Source organism: Mesorhizobium sp. B2-7-3, assembly GCF_006440715.1.
Taxonomy (GTDB): domain Bacteria; phylum Pseudomonadota; class Alphaproteobacteria; order Rhizobiales; family Rhizobiaceae; genus Mesorhizobium; species Mesorhizobium australicum.
Genome location: NZ_VFTY01000007.1, coordinates 350,289 through 367,957 on the forward strand (window position 1 = coordinate 350,289; position 17,669 = coordinate 367,957).

Consider the following 17,669-nt stretch of genomic DNA (forward strand, 5'->3'; position numbering starts at 1 on the left):
CGCCGGTCAGGCGGCTTCGTTCTTGCGTTTGACGCGCGCCCAGGCCGGCAGCCAGTCGCCATGTGCGGCCAGGAGATCATCGACCAGTGACCAGATCTGGTCGAGATCGAGTTCGGCCGCGGTGTGCGGATCCATCATCGCCGCGTGATAGATGTGGTCGCGGTTTTCGCTCATCAGCGCGCGCACCGTCAGTTCCTGTACGTTGATGTTGGTGCGGATCAGCGCCGTCAATTGCGGCGGCAGGTCGCCTATATAGGTCGGCTGGATGCCGGACGCATCGACCAGGCACGGCACTTCGGCGGCGCAATCACGCGGCAGCGAGGTGATGCAGCCATTGTTGCGCACATTGCCGTAGATGACCGACGGTTCGCCGGTCCAGACCGAATTCATGATCGAGGAGGCATATTCCTTCGACTCTTCGACCTCGATGCGCTGGGCCGAGCGGTAGGCCTGCGCCTGGTCCTTCCAACGCTCGATCTGCTCGACGCAGCGCTTGGGGTATTCATCGAGCGGAATGCCGTATTTCTCGATCAAATCGGGACGGCCGTCCTTGATGAAATAGGGCGTGTATTCGGCGAAATGCTCCGAGCTCTCGGTGACGAAATAGCCCAGCCGCGTCAGCATCTCATAGCGCACCTTGTTCGGACAGCGCGGATTCCAGCCGGGTTTGGGCGCGCGGCCTTCGCGATAGGCACGCACGAGATCGGGATAGAGGTCGCGATAGGATCCATCCGGCTGGCGATGCTCGAACTGCAGGTAGAAAGCCATGTGGTTGATGCCGGCCGAGCGGTAGCGGATCTCGTCATAGGGAAGGTCGAGATCGTGTGCCAGTTCCATCGCCGTACCTTGCACCGAGTGGCACAGCCCGACCTGCCTGATCTCGGGATATTTCTCCGAGATCGCCCAGGTGTTGATCGCCATCGGGTTGACATATTGCAGCATGATGGCCCGCGGGCAGACGGCAAGCATGTCCTCGCAGATCTTCCACAGATGCGGCACGGTCCTTAGGCCGCGCATGATGCCGCCGACGCCGAGCGTATCGGCGATGGTCTGGCGCAGGCCATATGTCTTCGGCACCTCGAAATCCGTGACGGTGCAGGGCTCATAGCCGCCGATCTGGAAGGCGACGACGACGAAATCGGCGTCCGCCAGCGCCTTGCGCTGGTCCGTGTAGGTCTCGGCCATCGCCTTGACGCCGAGTGTGGCGATCAGTTTGTTGACGACGACGGCGCTTTCTTCCAGCCGCTGCGGATTGATGTCCATCAGCGCGATCGTGGCGCCCGAAAGCGCCGGGCGCTGCAGCACGTCGCCGACGATGTTCTTCATGAACACCGTCGAGCCGGCGCCGATGAAAGTGATCCTGGGATGTCTTGCCACGTTAACCTCCGGCATATGTTCAGGCCACGTCGAAAGCGGCCCTGACGAGCCGTTCGGTGTAGGCGGTCTTGGGATGGGTGAGGACCTGGTCGACAGGTCCCTGCTCGACGATCTTGCCGTGCTGCATGACGATGACGCGGTGGCAGAGCGCCCGCACCACCTTCAGGTCGTGCGAGATGAAGAGATAGCTCAAGCCACGCTCGTCCTGCAGCTTGCGCAGCAGGTCGATGATCTGCGCCTGGACGGAGAGATCCAGCGCCGACGTCGGCTCGTCGAGCAGGATGAATTCGGGTTCGAGCGCGATGGCCCGGGCGATGGCGATGCGCTGCCGCTGGCCGCCGGAAAATTCATGCGGAAACCGCGACAGGATATCGCCCGGCATGCCCGCGCTGACCAACGCCTCGCGCACCCGTTCGACCCGCTCGCGGCGCGTTGCGCCGATGCCGTTGACGACCAGCCCTTCCTCGATGATCTGGCCGATCGTCATGCGTGGGTTAAGCGAGGAGAACGGGTCCTGGAAGACGATCTGCATGCGCGACCGCAGCGGCCGCATCTGCGTTCGCGACAGGCCATGGATCGGCTGGCCATCGAAGCGGATCTCACCGCGTTTCGCTTCGGTCAGCCGGAGCAGCGCCTGGCCGAACGTGGTCTTGCCGGAGCCGGATTCGCCGACCAGCCCAAGCGTCTCATGGCGGCAAAGCTTGAGGTCGAGGTCGTCGACCGCGACCAGTTCACGCCAGTCCGGCTTCAAGAACGTGCCGTGGCGCAGCATGAAGCAGACGCGCACGCCATTCGCTTCGAGGATGGTGCCAGAGCCCGCGGGCAACGGTTGCGGCCGTCCTCTTGGTTCGGAAGCAAGCAATCGCCTGGTGTAGGGATGCCGCGGATCGGCGAACAAGCGTTCAGTGACGTTGTGCTCGCACATTTCGCCATGCTGCATCACATAGACGTAGTCGGAAAACTTGCGCACCACGGTGAGGTCGTGGGTGATCAGGATGACCGCCATCCGCAGCTCTTTCTGCAGATTGCGGATCAGGTTGAGGATCTGCGCCTGGACCGTGACGTCGAGCGCGGTCGTCGGCTCATCGGCAATCAGCACGTCGGGATCGTTGGCGAGCGCCATGGCGATCATCACGCGCTGCCGTTGCCCACCCGAGAGCTGGTGCGGATATTGCTTGAGCCGCGCCTCGGGCTCGGGAATCTGCACATGCCGCAGCAGTTCGAGAGCGCGCGCCCAGGCTTGTTTGCGGCTCACCTTGCGATGCACCCGGATCGCTTCGACGATCTGGCTGCCGACCGTGTAAATCGGGTTGAGCGAGCTCATCGGCTCCTGGAAGATCATCGAGATGCGGTTGCCGCGCAGCTTGCGCCGGGCGCTCTCGGGGAATTTCAGAATGTCCTGTCCGTCATAACAGACGCTCGATTTCGGTGACACCGTTGCGCGGCGCGACAGCAGGCCCATGACGGTGCGCGCCGTCACCGACTTGCCGGAACCGGATTCGCCGACGATCGCGATCGTCTCGCCGCGATAGAGCTGGAACGAGATGTCCTTGACCGCCTCGACGGTACCGTGCTCGACCTTGAAGGCGACCTCGATGTTGCGGGCGTCGATGACGGGCTCTCCCTGGCGCCCATCATGATCGAGGCGGAAGGCTGGTGCGAAGGGCTCGGCGAGTACGACGGTCATTGCTGTCCCCTCAATACGGATCGACGGCATCGCGCAGGCCGTCGCCGAGCGCGTTGAAGGCGAAGACGGTGACCAGCACGAAACCGACCGGCGACAGGATCCAGGGATAGGTACCGATGACGGAATAGGTCGCGGTGTCCTGAAGCATCAGCCCCCAGGAGATCAGGGGCGGCTTGACGGCAAAACCGAGGAAACCGAGGAAGGATTCGAGCAGCACAACCGTCGGGATGGCCAGCGTCACGGCGACGATCACGTGGCTCATCACATTGGGGAAGATGTGCTGCAGGATGATGCGCCGGTCGGTGGAGCCGACCGCCATGGCGGCGCGCACATATTCGATGCGCGCCAGCGCCAGTGTCTTGCCGCGCACCTCGCGCGACATCTGCGCCCAGCCCAACGCCGACATGACGATGATGACAAAGCCGAGGAACACATTGGTCGGCGCGGTGACAGGGATCAGCGTCGTCAGCGCCAGATAGAGCGGCAGTTGTGGGAAGGCGAGCACCAGTTCGACGAAGCGCTGCATCCAGACGTCGAACCGGCCGCCGAAATAGCCCGACACCATGCCGACAGTGGTACCGATGACCGTGATGATGAAGACCACCGTCAGCGCGATCATCAGCGAGACGCGCGAACCATGGATGGCGCGCGACAGCACGTCCCGGCCGAATTTGTCGGTGCCGAGGAAATGCACCGGCTGGCCGTCCGTCGAGGCGAACAAGTGCCGGCTCGCCGGGATCAGCCCGAAGAGCTTGTAGGGCGCGCCCTCGACGAAGAAGCCAAGCAGCCTCGGGTGGTCGTAGTCGGGGCCGACGATGGGCTGGAAGGTGACCGGATCGAGATCGGCCGAATCGGCCAGCGCATAGACCCTAGGCCGCGCGACGAAATTACCATCCTTGTCGTGGAAGGACGGCAGCTGCGGCGGGGCGAAGCCGACATCGGTCGCCTTCGGATCCATCGGGGCCAGGAATTCGGCGAACACGGCCATCACCAGCAGCAGCACGACCAGCCAAAGCCCAGCCATCCCGGTCCAGGAGCGCTTCAGTCGGCGCCAGACAAGCGCCATGTAGCTCTCATTGCCGCGTGCGGGCGCTACTGTGGCTCGCTCGGCCGGCAGTGGCGGTGGTGAAGGCTCTCGCGCCAGCATCTAGCCCTCCCCGAACTGGCGCACGCGCGGATCGAGCAGGACGAGCAGCATGTCGGCGATGATGTTGCCGACGATCAGCGTCGCCGACAGCACCATCATGAAGGTGGCTGTGACATAGACGTCGCCGACCGCCATCGAACCGACGATCGCCGGGCCGACGGTCGGCAGCGCGAAGATGATCGCCGTCTCGATCTCGCCCGTCAGCATGTATGGCAGCACCACGCCCTGGTACATGACGAGCGGATGCAAGGCATTGGGCACGGCGTGGCGCATGACGACGGCACTGCCGGTCAGGCCCTTGGCTCTCGCCGTCTCGACATATTGCGCGTTGAGCGTGTCGAGCAGATTGCTGCGCATGACGCGCATATTGTAGGCGAGGCCGCCGAAGGTGGCGATCGCCACCACCGGCCAGACATGCTTGACCAGGTCGACGAATTTGGCCCACGACCATGGCGCGCCGCCATATTGCGGCGAGAAGAATGAGCCGATCTCCGACACGTTAAACTGGAAGACCAGGAGATAGACGATGATCAGCGCCATCAGGAAGCGCGGCACCGTCATGCCGAGAAAGGCGATGGCCGACAGCGTGGAATCGATCCAGGTGTATTGCCGGGTCGCGGCCCATATGCCGAAAGTGATGCCGAGCACCGAGGCGAGCAGATGGCAGACCAGCGCGAGCAGCAGCGTGCGCGGCAGGCGCTCGCCGACAACCTCTGCCACCGGCTTGTTGTAATAGAGGCTGTAGCCGAAATCGCCGCGGGTGACGATGCCGCCGATCCAGTTGAGATACTGGACGGGCAGCGGCTTATCGAGGCCGTGTTCGACGCGATAGGCCTGGGCCTGCGCGTCGGCCTCCGCGAAGGAGGCTCCGCCCTGGTTGATCAGCTGCGAGCGGATGTAGTCGGCATAATCGCCAGGCGGCGCCTGGATGATGGCAAAAGTGACGAGGCTCAAAATAGCGAGAACCGGGATTGCCGACGCTATGCGCGTGAGCAGGAATCGCAGCATGGACGGTCCGCTTCCTCATCTCGCCGGACGCTTCCCTGGAGGGGCGCTCGGAGGGTTGGTTTGTCCCGGCCGCGCCATCGACGCGGCCGGGTCGCTCTCAGTCAGGGGAGGTAAACTTGCATCGGCCCTTAAACTTACATCGGGCCCTTGTCTCCAGGTTTGCCGGGAAGCTCTTCGGGGAACAATTCGTATTTCGCCTGTTTGTCGGCCGCGACGAAGACCCGTTCGCGGATGATCGAATCCTCGGCCCAGTTGAACATGAAGATCGGCGTGCCCTGCGGGATGTTGGAGAAGCGCTTGTTGACGATCAAGGCGCCGGGATATTCCGTCAGGCCGACATTGTAGACGTGCTCGGTCGAGATCTTCTGGAAGTCCCGCATCAGACTGGCGCGCTGGTTGTTATCCGCCGACGAGACGAACTTGTTGACGATGTCGACGAGGTCCTTCTCGAAAGGCATCAGGTCGACCTCGCCGCTTTCCGGCGCGCGGTGATCCCAGCTGGTCTTGGGGCCGACCGGAGCGAGTTGCACGGTGTTCTGCACCACGGAGGTCAGCTCCTGCTCATTGCGCCGGATCAGCCAGTCGAAGCGGCCTGAATATTGCGTGGCATCGCGCTGGGTGCCGTTAAGCCCGTTGAGCACGATCCGGAGGCCAAGCTTCTCCATCTGCGCGACCACGCCTTCGGCGAGGCTCTTGTCGGTCGTGTAGTCGTTGTTGACCAGCATCACGATTTCGACGTTCTTGCCGCCGGCGGTACCGGCCGGAAAGTTGACGATGCCGTCGCCGTCTGTGTCCTTCAGACCGGCCTTGGCGAGTTCGGCCTTGGCGCCCTCGAGGTCGAAAGGATAGTAGACGGTGGATTTGCGGTCATAAAAGCTGGTGCCCGAGGAAAGGCCGCCTGGATAGATCGCGGTGAACGGCCCCTTGACGAGGGAATCGCCCAGCGCCTTGCGGTCAAGCGCCATGGTGACGGCCTTGCGGAAATCCTCGTTGCGGTTCAGTTCGCGGATCGCCTGGCCGCGCTCGTCCGGATTGCCCCAGCCATTGGCGGAGAAGTTCAGGCGCAGATTGTAGCCGATCAGCCGCGGGCCGAAGGCAAGGCGCGCCGGCGCGTTCGCCTCCGCCGCGCGCTTCAGCGAGGCGACGAAGTTTTCCGGCTGCTCGAGGTTGGAGAAGTCGCCGGCGCCGGCGACCGCCTGAACGTCGCGGTCGGCCCAGGTCGACAGTTTGTAATGCAGCTCGTTGAGATAGGGCAGCTGGTTGCCATTCTCGTCCACCTTCCAATAGTAGGGATTGCGGCGCATGACGATGATGTCGTCGGCCCGATAGTCGACCGGCACCCAGGCGCCCATGACAGGCATGTTCATATATTCCGGCGGGAAGGCGTTCTTGAACTGGTCGTAGGTGTTCTTCGAATATTTCGGGTGCTGCGGCTTCAAGATATGCGCGGGACCGGGGCAGAAGGTGCCATAGGCCATTGCGTAGAGGTGCTGTTTCGGGAAGGCGTCCTTGAAGGTCCACTCGACGGTGTAGTCGTCGATCTTCTTCAGCGTCGTGCCGACGCCGAAGGTTTCCTGGGTGGCGCCATTGAGCGGCGAGACATTGGGATCCATGACCTCGTCGTCCCAGTAGAACATGACGTCGTCGGCGTTGAATGGCACGCCGTCCGACCATTTGGCGCCTTCGACGAGATGCATGGTCAGCTTGTGGCCATCGGCTGACCAATCCCAGCTTTTGGCGAGGTTGGGCAGCGGCTCGGTGTCCTTCGCCTCGACCTGGAACAGTGGCGCTGTGCGCGTCAGGCATTCGGAGAGGCCGATGTCGATGCCGCCCCACCCTTGGGTCTGGCCGGCGCCGTAGTTCCAGCCTTCCGGCCTTCCGCCGATGACATGGCGCATCGTATCGCCATAGACGCCGACGCCGTCCGGCATGTTGGCGGTCTTGAAGACAAGTGGCTCTTTCGGCAGCCGATCTTTCACCGGCGGCAGCTTGCCGGCCTTGACGTATTTTTCCGTGACCCAATCGGGCTCGTGATAGTCGGGCAGCGCCTTGAACTCTAGGATGGAGTCGCGCGGCACGTACTTGATCTTGCCCTCGGCCGGAAACGTCGCCGGAACCGGTGGGACGGTCGGCTCGGAAGCGAAAGCGTTGAGCGCCGGAACGGAGACGCTCAGCGCCAGTCCGGCGGCAATGCCAATGCTGCGTAGGTTGCTCATTGTCTCCTCCCTCGTATTCAGACGTTTGCTGCTGCTCGTATTTGGCCTGGACGGCAGGCTGCGGTGGATCCGCCTCCCGTGGATCCGCCGCCGCGCCCGGTTCTCAGACGGCCTGCTTCAGCGCGGCCTTTTCGGCGCGCAGTTCCTCGATCGAGCGCACGCTTCGCCGCGCGGCTCCGGCCCATTCCCGCGTCTTGACCGTGGATTTCGACAGCCTCTCCTTGGCTGCCGGAACCGCATGGGCATATTGCGGCAGCCATTGCGCCTGGGCGACGACCATTTCGTCGACCATCTGCCAGACCTCCTCCGGCGTCGACACCGCGCCGACCAGCGGGTCATGCAGCACGGCAAGCTTCAGAAGATCGATGTCGCCAGATATCGCCGCGTGGACCGACATGCGCTGGACGTTGATCGAGGCCATGCAAGTAGCGGCACAGGCTTCCGGCAACGTGATGCCGGCGGCCATGTTGATGCCGAAACGATCGACGAAACCGGGTGACTCGATGATGGCGTCCCGTGGCAGATTGGTGATGACGCCGTCATTCCTGACGTTGAAGTGGCCACGATAGACGCGGTTGGTTTCCAGCGCCTCCAATATGTGGCTCGCATGCTCATTCGAGCGCCTTGATGCGTCGATCGGTTTCGACGCCGCTTCGAGGAATTGCGGATATTCGGTCTCGAACCAGTTGCGGGTTTCCGTGGAATAGCGGAGGTAGCCGCCGGTCTCGCCATGGATCCAGTCGGACATGTCGATCCAGCGCGTGATCTCGTCGGGGCGCTTGCGGTACCAAGGCAGATATTCGGAGAGATGGCCGTTGCTTTCGGTCGAATAGACGCCGAAGCGCTTCAGCACATCGATGCGCAGCTTTTCCTGCTGGGAATAGACCGGATGTGCCTCGAAGGCGGCAATTAGCTCATCCCTGTCGATCTTGCGGCCGTTCAGCCGCAAATCGATGAACCAGGTCTGGTGGTTGATGCCGGAACAGACATAGTCGAGTTCCCGTGGCGATTTCGCGCCCAGCACCTCGGCGATCTGCTCGGCGCCGTGCTGGACGCCATGGCAGAGACCGACCGTGTCGACCTTGCCGTATTCGATCGCCGCCCAGGTGTTCATCGCCATCGGGTTGGCATAGTTGAGGAATTTGGCGTTGGTATCGGCGACTTCGCGGATGTCCTTGCAGAAATCCAGGATCACCGGAATGTTGCGCTGACCGTAGAGAATACCGCCGGCGCAGATCGTGTCGCCGACGCATTGGTCGATGCCGTATCTCAAGGGAATGCGGATATCATCGGCATAGGCTTCGAGGCCGCCGACCCGCACGCAGCTGATGATGTAGCGCGCGCCCTCGAGCGCCTTGCGGCGGTCGGTCGTCGCGGTCACCCTCGTTGGCAGATTGTTTGCCTCGACAATTCTGTCGAGGATCGCCTTGATCATCGCGAGATTGTGCTCGCTGACGTCGGTCAGCGCGAATTCAATGTCCTTGAATTCCGGCACGCACAATATGTCGGTGAACAGCTTCTTGGTGAAACCGACGCTGCCGGCGCCGATAATAGCGATTTTGAAACTCATCACCTTCACCTCGGTCCAATCGAATGCTAGGCAAGGAGCAGCAAGGGAAGAAAGATGGCCACACGCCTTTTGGGCGCATGCCATTCAAGCCGGAATCCGGCTTTTCTCTCCTCCCGCCCGCTCCTCGTTCGCGGGCTATTCGCGTTCGTCGAGGCGCGATTATGCGCTTATTCGCGGGCGCGACCAGAGAAGGATTATGCTTTCAGGGGTAATTTTGTGCTGCGGGATTTGATCGCCAACGGAGAGTCGATGCGGACCGTCTCGCTGCCGCGCGGCCGCCAGCGCCTGCATGCCATGCCGACGAGCACGGGCTATGAGGTGCGCGAGGACGTGACCTATGACTGGGACGGGCGAAAGCGCGGTCAGACACCGTTCACCGTCCTGCAGCATACGATCGGCGGTACCGGCCGGTTGCGCTACGAAAACCGCGATTACCGCCTGCAGACGAACGACACGCTGCTGGTGCTGGTGCCGCACAACCACCGCTACTGGCTGGCCAGGGGCGAGCGCTGGGAATATTTCTGGATCTCGATGAACGGCGAGGAGGCGTTGCGCGTCCACAAGTCGATCCTCGACGTGTCGGGTCCGGTCTTTCGGCTGCAGCCGGCGACGATCGATCATCTTGCCGATTGCAGTCTGCGTCTTATCAAAGGGGCCGCTTCTCCAGGCGCTGCTTCGGCGATCGCCTACGAGGCGGCGATGGCGCTCTACGACGATGTGTTCGGCTCGCACGCCTTTGCCGAAAAACAGAGTGCCATGCAGCCGGTCATCGATCATATCAACGCCAATCTCGACAAAGCCCTGCCGGTGGCGGACCTTGTCCAGATCAGCGGACTGAGCCGGGCTCATTTCTCACGCTGCTTCGCCGAGAGCGAAGGCCTGCCGCCCGCCGAGTTCGTGCTGCAGCAGCGGCTGCAGCGGGCGGCGAAATTGCTGACCAAGGCGGATTTCCTGCCGGTGAAGGAAGTGGCCATCCTGTGCGGGTTCGAGGATGCGAATTATTTTTCGAAGGTCTTTCGCCGCCTCTACGGCACGACGCCCAGCCAGTTCCGCACCACCGGCATGTATGCCAGCTTGCGAACGCCGGCCAGGCGCGGCGCCAGGGTGTGGACGACGAGACCTGACGCCGCTTGAGACCTAATCAGGCCGCGTGCAGGCTGCCGCCGTCCAGCCACTCGAGTTCGGCTGGCGAAAGCGCGATGTCCAGCGCCCGCAGGCTGTCGTCCAGTTCGCCCAGCGTGCGCGGCCCGATCAACGGGACCGATGGGAAAGGCTGGTTGAGGACATAGGCCAGCGCAATATGGATCGGGCTCTTGCGCAGCCTGGCGGCGAGTTCGATCGCCCGGTCGCGGCGGCCGAAATTGCGCTCGGAGTACCAGACCCGCACCAGTTCCTCGCTGTCCAGCCTGTCGCGCCCGGCGCGGTCGGTGAAGAAGCCGCGTCCCTGGCTCGACCAGGCGAAATTCGGCATCTGCCTGGATGTCAGCCAGGCTTTCCAGTCGTCGGTGGAGGAGGTGATGCAGCCGGCCCAGATCGGCTCCAGCATTTCGGCCAGCGAAAAATTGTTGGAGAGCGCGCCGGGCTTCTGCTTGCCAGTGCGCTCGGCATAGGCAATGGCCTCGTCCATGCGCTGCATCGTCCAGTTGGAGCCGCCGAAGGGACCGCGAATACGCCCGGCCTTGACCTCCGCGTCCATGGCGTCGACGAACTCGCCGACCGGCACGTCCGGATTGTCGCGATGCATGAAATAGATGTCGACATGGTCGGTCTGCAGGCGGTCGAGCGACTGGGCAAGCTGCTTTGCGATCACGTCGGGATAGCAGAGCGGCGAGTGCGCGCCCTTGGCGATGATCACCGACTGCTCGCGCACGCCACGGTTTCTCAGCCATTGGCCGAGCAGCGTCTCGGTGTAGCCGCCGCCATAGACGTAGCCGGTGTCGAACAGATTGCCGCCAGCCTCGAAAAAGGCATCGAGCAGGATCGACCCGGAGGAGAAGGTGCGGAAATCCTCGAAGCCGAGCGCCACCACGGAGGTCGGTTTCGGCAGGCCCGGTATGGTGCGCTTGCCTATCGCGGTGCCGCCGGGCCGCAGAGGTCGGCCGGAGATGGTGTTGGTGCGCAGCGAGGCCTTCTCGATCTCGTACTCCAGCCCCACCGCCGCGCGCCATCTGTCTAGCACGCGCAAGGTGCCGAGGCTGTCGGCCCAGCCCATCCCCGGCCAGGCGAATTCCTGTCGCCCGGCGCGGATCGCCTCGCCGGCGGCATCGACCTCGAAGGAATAGACATGGCGCTTCTCGTTGACGCTGATGGTCTCTTGCGCGCCGTCGGCGCCGATCACGTCGATCCGGCCGAGGCCGACATCGCGGTCGCCGCCGGCGAACCAGAAGTCCGGCACCTCGATGCGGCCCTTGGTGCCGAAGATGCGCAGCACGTTGTCCTGGTTCAGCGAGATACTGCAGGAAACCTCGGCGACGATGCCACCGGGGAAATGCAGGACAGCGGAGGCCCATTCGTCGACGCCGGACTGGCCAAGGTGGGCGGCGCCCACCACCTTGTCGGGTTCGGCGAATGGCTCTCCCGCGGCAGCGCCGGCAATGAGGCGCACCATCGACACGGGATAGCCGCCGACGTCGAGGATGCCGCCGCCGGCGAGGTCGTTGGCGTAGAGCCGGTGCTCCGGCATGAAATCAGGCATGGCGAAGCCGAAGCTCGACTTGATCATCCTGATCTCGCCGATGACGCCGGACTTGACCAGGCCCACCAGTTGCTGCGTCTGCGGATGCAGCCGGTACATGAAGGCTTCGCCGAGAAAGGTGCCGGCCTTGCGCGCCGCATGCATAATGGCGTCGGCCTCGAAGGCGGTCAGCCCGAGCGGCTTTTCGCAAAGCACATGTTTTCCGGCTTCCGCCGCCCGGATCGCCCATTGCGCGTGGCCGGGATGCGGCACCGCGATATAGATCGCGTCGATTTCCGGATCGGCGAGAAGAGCGTCATAACCGTCGAGGATGCGGGCGCCGGGAAAGCTCTCGGCCAGACCCGGCTTGCCGGGGTTACGCGCGCCGATGGCGACCAGTTTCCCGGTGCGCGAACCGGCGACGCCGCCGGCAAAAGCCTTGGCAATGCCGCCCGGCCCAAGAATCCCCCAGCGAATGGGCGTTGATGCAGTCATGTCATTCTCCTTGCGGGCTTGGAAAGGGGCGGCCGGTCAGCGCAGCCGCAGCCCCTTTTCGTCGAACAGGTAGGATTTGCGGATGGAAACGGTGACCTCCGAGGTGTCGGGAACCTTTGCCGCGTCGCGCTGGATCACCACATCCTCGCCATGGGTCGTTCGGGCATAGAGAAAGCTCGTGCCGCCGAGGTGCTCGACCACGTCGATGGCGGCGGTGAGGTCGGCGTCGCCTTCACCGGCGCTGCCAAAATGTTCCGGCCGCACGCCGACGATGACTTTGCTACCCAGTTCAGGCCCTGCGCATTTCAACGGTTGCGTGATGCGGGTCTTCTCCTCGCCCGCCAGCTCGACCACGACCCCTTTTTCATCACGCCCGACAATATGGGCCTTGATGAAATTCATCTTCGGCGAACCGACAAAGCCGGCCACGAACATATTGTCGGGATCGTCATAGAGTTCCAGCGGCCGGCCGATCTGCTCGATATGGCCGGCGCGCAGCACGACGATCCGGTCGGCCAGCGTCATCGCCTCGGTCTGGTCGTGGGTGACATAGACCATGGTGGCGCCGAGTTCCTTGTGGAGCCTTGAAATCTCGACCCGCATCTGGACACGCAGTTCGGCATCGAGATTGGAGAGCGGCTCGTCGAACAGGAACACTTGCGGCTCGCGCACGATGGCGCGGCCGATGGCGACACGCTGGCGCTGGCCACCGGAAAGTTTCTTCGGACGGCGGTCCATCAATTCGCTGATGCGCAGGATCTCGGCCGCGCGCTTCACCCGCCGCTCGGTGTCGGCCTTGGGGTTGCCGGTCATGCGCAGCCCGAAGGAGAGATTCTGCTCGACGCTCATATGCGGATAGAGCGCGTAGGACTGGAACACCATGGCGATGCCGCGGTCGGCGGGCTCGACATCGTTGACCACCTTGCCGCCGATGGCGATCTCGCCGCCGCTGATGTCCTCCAGCCCGGCGATCATCCTGAGCAGCGTTGACTTGCCGCAGCCCGACGGGCCGACGAAGACGACGAACTCGCCATCGGCGATGTCGATGTTGGCACAGTGGACGACTTCGAACGCGCCGAAGCGCTTGGCGACATTGGTGAGCGTGACGGTTGCCATTCTGCCCCTTACTTGACCGCGCCGGCGGCGATGCCGGCGATGAAATGACGCTGCAGGAGCACGAAGACGATGAGCATCGGCACGGTCAGCATGACCGCGCCCGCCATGATGCCGCCCCACGACACTTTGGTCAGGCCGATCAGCGTGCCAAGCGCCACGGGTGCTGTCATCGAACCCGGCTGGCTGTTGATCAGAAGTGGCCACAGATAATTATTCCAGGAGGCGAGGAACAGGATGATGCAGAGCGCCGCCAGCATCGGCCGCGCCAGCGGCAAGGCGATGAAGACGAAGATCCGCCACTCCTTGACGCCCTCGACGCGGGCCGCATCGAACAGATCGTCCGGCATCATCGAAAAACTCTGGCGCATGAACAGCGCGCCCAGCGAATTGAACAGCGGCGGCACGATCAGCGCCACCCAGGTGTTGGCAAGCTTGAAGTCGCGCGCCACCATGATGAATTGCGGGATCAGCACCACCGCATAGGGCAGCGTGATGGTGCCCAGGATGATGGCCACGACCACGCTTTTACCGAAGAACTGGTAGCGGGCCAGCGCCCAGCCGGCCATCGAGGTCAACAGCACCGACAAGACGGTGTAGGTCACCGCCACGCAAACGGAGATGACGATGGCGCCGACGAAGTCTGTGTCGCGCTGCAGATTGTTGAAATTGTCGACGAAATTGCCGCGCGGCAACAGTTCGATACCCGGGCTGAATATGCCGTTGTCGGGCATGGTCGAGAACACCACCATCATCCACAGCGGAAACAACCAGATCAGCGCCAGCGGCGTCAGGAACAGGTGCAGTGCGATGCTTCGTTTCAGTCTTGCCGACGAGAGCGAACTCATTTCGGTTCCCTCGTCAGCCATAGCTGCACCAGCGTGATGGCGATCGCCAGCCCGGCCATGGTGTAGGCGACGGCAGAGGCATAGCCGAAATTGAGCGAGCGGAAGCCTTGGCGGTAAAGCAGCAGACCGAGCGTCTCGGTGCCGCCGCCCGGCCCGCCACGCTCGGTGATCAGGAACGGCTCGGTGAACAATTGCATGGTGCCGATGATCGACAGCACGGCGCAGAAGACGATGACCGGCTTCAACAGCGGCAGGGTGATGTAGAAGAATTGCTTGAGCTTGCTTACCCGGTCGAGCGTCGCTGCCTCGTAGACATCCTCGGGAATGGACTGCATGCCGGCCAGCAGGATGATGGCGTTGTAGCCGGCCCAGCGCCAGGTGACCGCGATCATGATCAGCGCCATGGCCGGCGTGACATTGGAAAACCAGTCGACCTTGGGCAGGCCGATGCTGTTCAGCAGCTTGTTGACGATCCCGAAATCGAGGCTGAACATCAGCCGGAACACCGCCGAATAAGCGACCTCGCCGACCACCACGGGGGCGAAGAAGGCGAAGCGGTAGAGGCCGCGGGCCTTGAGCAGCGGCGAATTCAGAAGCACCGCCATCACCATGGCCAGCGCGATCATCACCGGAACCTGGATGACAAGGATGAGCAGCGTGTTCTTCAGCGCGTTGAAGAAGGCGGGGTCGCCGACCAGCCGGCCCCAGTTGAAGCCGGGCGCGAAGCGCCACGGCACGGTGCGCGTCGCCTGGAACGAGATCAGGAACGAGGAGATGATCGGCCACACCCAGAAGATGGCGAAGATCAGGAGATAGGGCGTAAGGAAGCGATAGGCCGTGGCATTGCGGTCGCGCATCTTTTGTCCTCCTTCATCCCTGGTGTTGAAAGCAAGCGTGCAAGCGGCGGGTCCAGGACGACATAGCTGCCGTCCCGGACCCCGTCCTGGGAGTTCAGGACTTGACAGGCAGCCCAGTCGCCGAGGCGATCTGGCTGGCGGCATCGTCGAGTGCCGCCTTGGCGTCGGGATATCCGCCGGCGAGGTATTTGGTCTGCACGGCGCGCACGATGATCTCGGCATCGCTCTGGAACTGCGTGCCGCGGCTCGGAACGACCTTGGGCAAGGTGCCCAGAATATCCTTCCACACCGCTTGGCCGCCCCAGTAGGGCTGGCCCTGGTTGACGTAAGGGTCGTTCAGGGCCGAGACCAGTGATGGGACGAGGCCGAACTCCTTCAGCATGGTGATCTGGCCTTCATTGGTGCCGAGCGTGTATTTCAAATACTCGTAGGCCGCTTCCTTGTTCTTCGACGCCGAGGTGATGGCGAGCGACGAACCGCCGAGATTGGCGGCGTGCGGCCCGTCCGCGGTCAGGCTCGGCATCAGGTAGACGCCCCACTTGCCGTTTTCGCCGGCCGATTCGGTGCGGATGGTGCCTTCGTACCAGCCGCCATAGACCTGGGTGGCGACGGTTCCGGCGGTGTTGTTGGTGATCTTGGTGCCCCAGTCGGCCGACGAGACGATGCCCGCGTCCTTCATCTCCTTGACCTTGGTCATGGCGTCGACGCATTTGGGCTGGTTGACCGTGATCGACTGGCCGTCCTCGGCGAAATAGGCACAGCCCTGTTCGTTGGAGATCATACGGAAGAATTCACTGTCGCCGTTGAAATCGGCATTGGTCATCGAGACCCCTGGATTGGCGGCCTGGATCTTCTTGCCGGCGGCGATGAAATCGTCCCAGGTCTTGATCGATGCCGGATCGACGCCGGCCTTTTCATAGAAGTCGCGGCGATAGAAGGCGGCGACCGGGCCGGAATCCCACGGCATGGCATAGGCCTTGTCGCCGACTTCGAGTTCGGTACGCTTGAAATCGGGGAATTTCTTCTGGTCTTCCGCCGTGTAGCCCAACGTGTGCAGGTCGACGAAACAGTCGGGAAACTGGCTCCAGTAATTCTCGGCCTCGCCGTTCTCGATGGTCACGATATCGGGCAGGCCGACGCCGCCGGCCGCGCACCCGGCGATCGACTTGTCATAGGTCGGCTGGTTGCCGAGATCCTGGACCGTGACCTTGATGTCGGGATGGACCTTGTTGAAACCGGCAACCGTTGCCTTCAGCGACGAGGCGGCGATGTTCCAGCTCCAGATGGTGATTTCGCCGGATTGCGCGAAGGCCGGGGCTGAGCCCAAGGCAAGCGCTAGCGCGGCGCAGGACAGTGTGATGCGCATTGAAATCCTCCCATTTCATTTGCTCTCTCTGCGAGCCTGGCTAGACTAGGCACCGGCAAAGGCCTGTCCCGGACAAAGGGAATACAAAATTGGCGGAAAGTAAGATGCCCGAACGGCCGTTTTACCAGCCTGGTGCCAGCAGTGTGGAAGGCCTGCCGCTGCTGTTGCAGATGTTCCACACCAATCCGCTGGTGATGCTGAAGCCGCATTGGCATGCCCAGGTCGAGGTGAATTTCATCGTCCGCGGCTCCGTCCACTACCGCATGAACGAGCACGAAATCTCGCTCTCGGCCGGCGAGATGTGCCTGTTCTGGGGCGGCCTGCCGCACCAGATGGACGATTTGAGCGACGACGCCGTCTATGCCGGCGCGCACCTGCCGCTGGTGCATTTCTTCCGGCTGCACCTGCCGGCGGATATACGCCACCGGCTGATGACGGGTGTGACGCTGGTGACAAGCGCCACCGATCAATCCGACAATGACAATTTCGCCCGCTGGAACCGCTACGCCCGTTCGGGCGACCCGGCCAAGACCGAGCATGCCGTCAACGAACTCCTGCTGCGGCTGGAGCGGGTGCGGTTCGAGCCCTATCGGCTGGTGCCGGAAAACGCCGCCGGGCAGGAGGCGGGCAGCCCCTTCGACCAGCAGTCCTCACGCAATGTCGGGCGCATGTGCGATTTCATCGCCGAAAATTTCCTCTACGACATCGATTGCATGAACATAGCGGCCGCCGCCGATATCCACCCCAAATACGCCATGAGCCTGTTCAAGAAATCAACCGGCATGACGCTCAACGAATATGTCAACCTGTTGCGGCTGAGCTACGCGCAGGCGCTTCTGATGCATCAGGACGCCAATGTGCTGCGGGTCGCCATGGACTCGGGCTTCGGCTCGCTCAGCGCCTTCAACAAATCCTTCCGCAAGCTGGCCGGCATGACCCCATCCGACTTCCGCAAGGGGCTGCCAAGCGCCAGATAGGCGGGCGCACGGCATGGAAACCGGCCCATCGGGCGACATTTCTTTTCCTGCGGGAAATCCACATCTGGGCGCTGGACAGGCCGGATTCCCATGCTATAACCCACGCGCTTTCAAGGGGCGCCCACGGTGCCTTCATGAAATCCGGAGCGCGAGTTTTCGTTAGCCGGAACAGGCCCAGATAGCTCAGTTGGTAGAGCAGCGGACTGAAAATCCGCGTGTCGGTGGTTCGAATCCGCCTCTGGGCACCATCATTTTAAGGTCCGTTCCGGACACATAGGTTACGGTTTATACCGGAGACATGGGTAACACTTTTGGCCCGAAGGGGTTTTGGAGT

13 protein-coding genes and 1 tRNA gene are annotated in these 17,669 nt (G+C 62.8%); 3 read left to right on the plus strand and 11 right to left on the minus strand.

The genetic code is table 11. From position 1 onward, the window contains the following. Positions 1–6: 6 nt before the first annotated feature. The 6 genes from FJW04_RS18600 to FJW04_RS18625 all read right to left on the minus strand — a co-directional run bounded on the left by FJW04_RS18600 (position 7) and on the right by FJW04_RS18625 (position 9,005). Positions 7–1,377, minus strand: a complete 1,371-nt coding sequence (locus tag FJW04_RS18600; protein ID WP_140614685.1) for an alpha-glucosidase/alpha-galactosidase — start codon at positions 1,375–1,377, stop codon at positions 7–9. 19 nt (positions 1,378–1,396) lie between these two features. Beyond that, a complete protein-coding gene (locus FJW04_RS18605; protein ID WP_140614686.1) occupies positions 1,397–3,064 on the minus strand; it encodes an ABC transporter ATP-binding protein in 1,668 nt (555 codons plus the stop codon). A 10-nt stretch (positions 3,065–3,074) separates the two neighbouring features. Continuing rightward, a complete protein-coding gene (locus FJW04_RS18610; protein WP_140715866.1) occupies positions 3,075–4,211 on the minus strand; it encodes an ABC transporter permease in 1,137 nt (378 codons plus the stop codon). After that, positions 4,212–5,219 (minus strand): ABC transporter permease, encoded by a 1,008-nt coding sequence (locus tag FJW04_RS18615; protein ID WP_140660720.1) that lies wholly within the window; start codon positions 5,217–5,219, stop codon positions 4,212–4,214. Between the two features lie 134 nt (positions 5,220–5,353). Continuing rightward, a complete protein-coding gene (locus FJW04_RS18620; protein WP_140715868.1) occupies positions 5,354–7,435 on the minus strand; it encodes an ABC transporter substrate-binding protein in 2,082 nt (693 codons plus the stop codon). Positions 7,436–7,538: 103 nt separating this feature from the next. Beyond that, the gene (locus tag FJW04_RS18625; protein WP_140715870.1) at positions 7,539–9,005 is read right to left on the minus strand and encodes an alpha-glucosidase/alpha-galactosidase; all 1,467 of its coding nucleotides are present in this window, start codon (positions 9,003–9,005) and stop codon (positions 7,539–7,541) included. 249 nt (positions 9,006–9,254) lie between these two features. Here FJW04_RS18625 and FJW04_RS18630 point away from each other — a divergent pair, with 249 nt between their 5' ends. Next, positions 9,255–10,139 (plus strand): AraC family transcriptional regulator, encoded by an 885-nt coding sequence (locus tag FJW04_RS18630; RefSeq protein ID WP_140715872.1) that lies wholly within the window; start codon positions 9,255–9,257, stop codon positions 10,137–10,139. A 7-nt stretch (positions 10,140–10,146) separates the two neighbouring features. Here FJW04_RS18630 and FJW04_RS18635 read toward each other — a convergent pair whose 3' ends face one another. The 5 genes from FJW04_RS18635 to FJW04_RS18655 all read right to left on the minus strand — a co-directional run bounded on the left by FJW04_RS18635 (position 10,147) and on the right by FJW04_RS18655 (position 16,358). Beyond that, positions 10,147–12,174 carry an aldo/keto reductase gene (locus FJW04_RS18635; protein WP_015316255.1) on the minus strand — a complete coding sequence of 676 codons (2,028 nt, stop codon included), beginning with the start codon at positions 12,172–12,174 and terminating at the stop codon, positions 10,147–10,149. A 36-nt stretch (positions 12,175–12,210) separates the two neighbouring features. Further along, a complete protein-coding gene (gene ugpC / locus FJW04_RS18640) occupies positions 12,211–13,290 on the minus strand; it encodes a sn-glycerol-3-phosphate ABC transporter ATP-binding protein UgpC (protein ID WP_140715874.1) in 1,080 nt (359 codons plus the stop codon). Between the two features lie 8 nt (positions 13,291–13,298). Next, entirely contained in the window at positions 13,299–14,135 is an 837-nt protein-coding gene (locus tag FJW04_RS18645) for a carbohydrate ABC transporter permease (protein WP_140715877.1), read from the minus strand. Continuing rightward, positions 14,132–14,992 carry a sugar ABC transporter permease gene (locus FJW04_RS18650; protein ID WP_140715879.1) on the minus strand — a complete coding sequence of 287 codons (861 nt, stop codon included), beginning with the start codon at positions 14,990–14,992 and terminating at the stop codon, positions 14,132–14,134. Before FJW04_RS18650 ends, FJW04_RS18645 begins: the two co-directional genes overlap by 4 nt. A 94-nt stretch (positions 14,993–15,086) precedes the next feature. Further along, positions 15,087–16,358 carry an ABC transporter substrate-binding protein gene (locus FJW04_RS18655; RefSeq protein ID WP_140715881.1) on the minus strand — a complete coding sequence of 424 codons (1,272 nt, stop codon included), beginning with the start codon at positions 16,356–16,358 and terminating at the stop codon, positions 15,087–15,089. 104 nt (positions 16,359–16,462) lie between these two features. Between FJW04_RS18655 and FJW04_RS18660 the strand changes: the two genes are divergently transcribed. Continuing rightward, the gene (locus tag FJW04_RS18660; protein ID WP_140715885.1) at positions 16,463–17,335 is read left to right on the plus strand and encodes a helix-turn-helix domain-containing protein; all 873 of its coding nucleotides are present in this window, start codon (positions 16,463–16,465) and stop codon (positions 17,333–17,335) included. A gap of 172 nt (positions 17,336–17,507) precedes the next feature. Beyond that, a tRNA-Phe gene (locus FJW04_RS18665) sits at positions 17,508–17,583 on the plus strand. Positions 17,584–17,669: the final 86 nt, after the last annotated feature.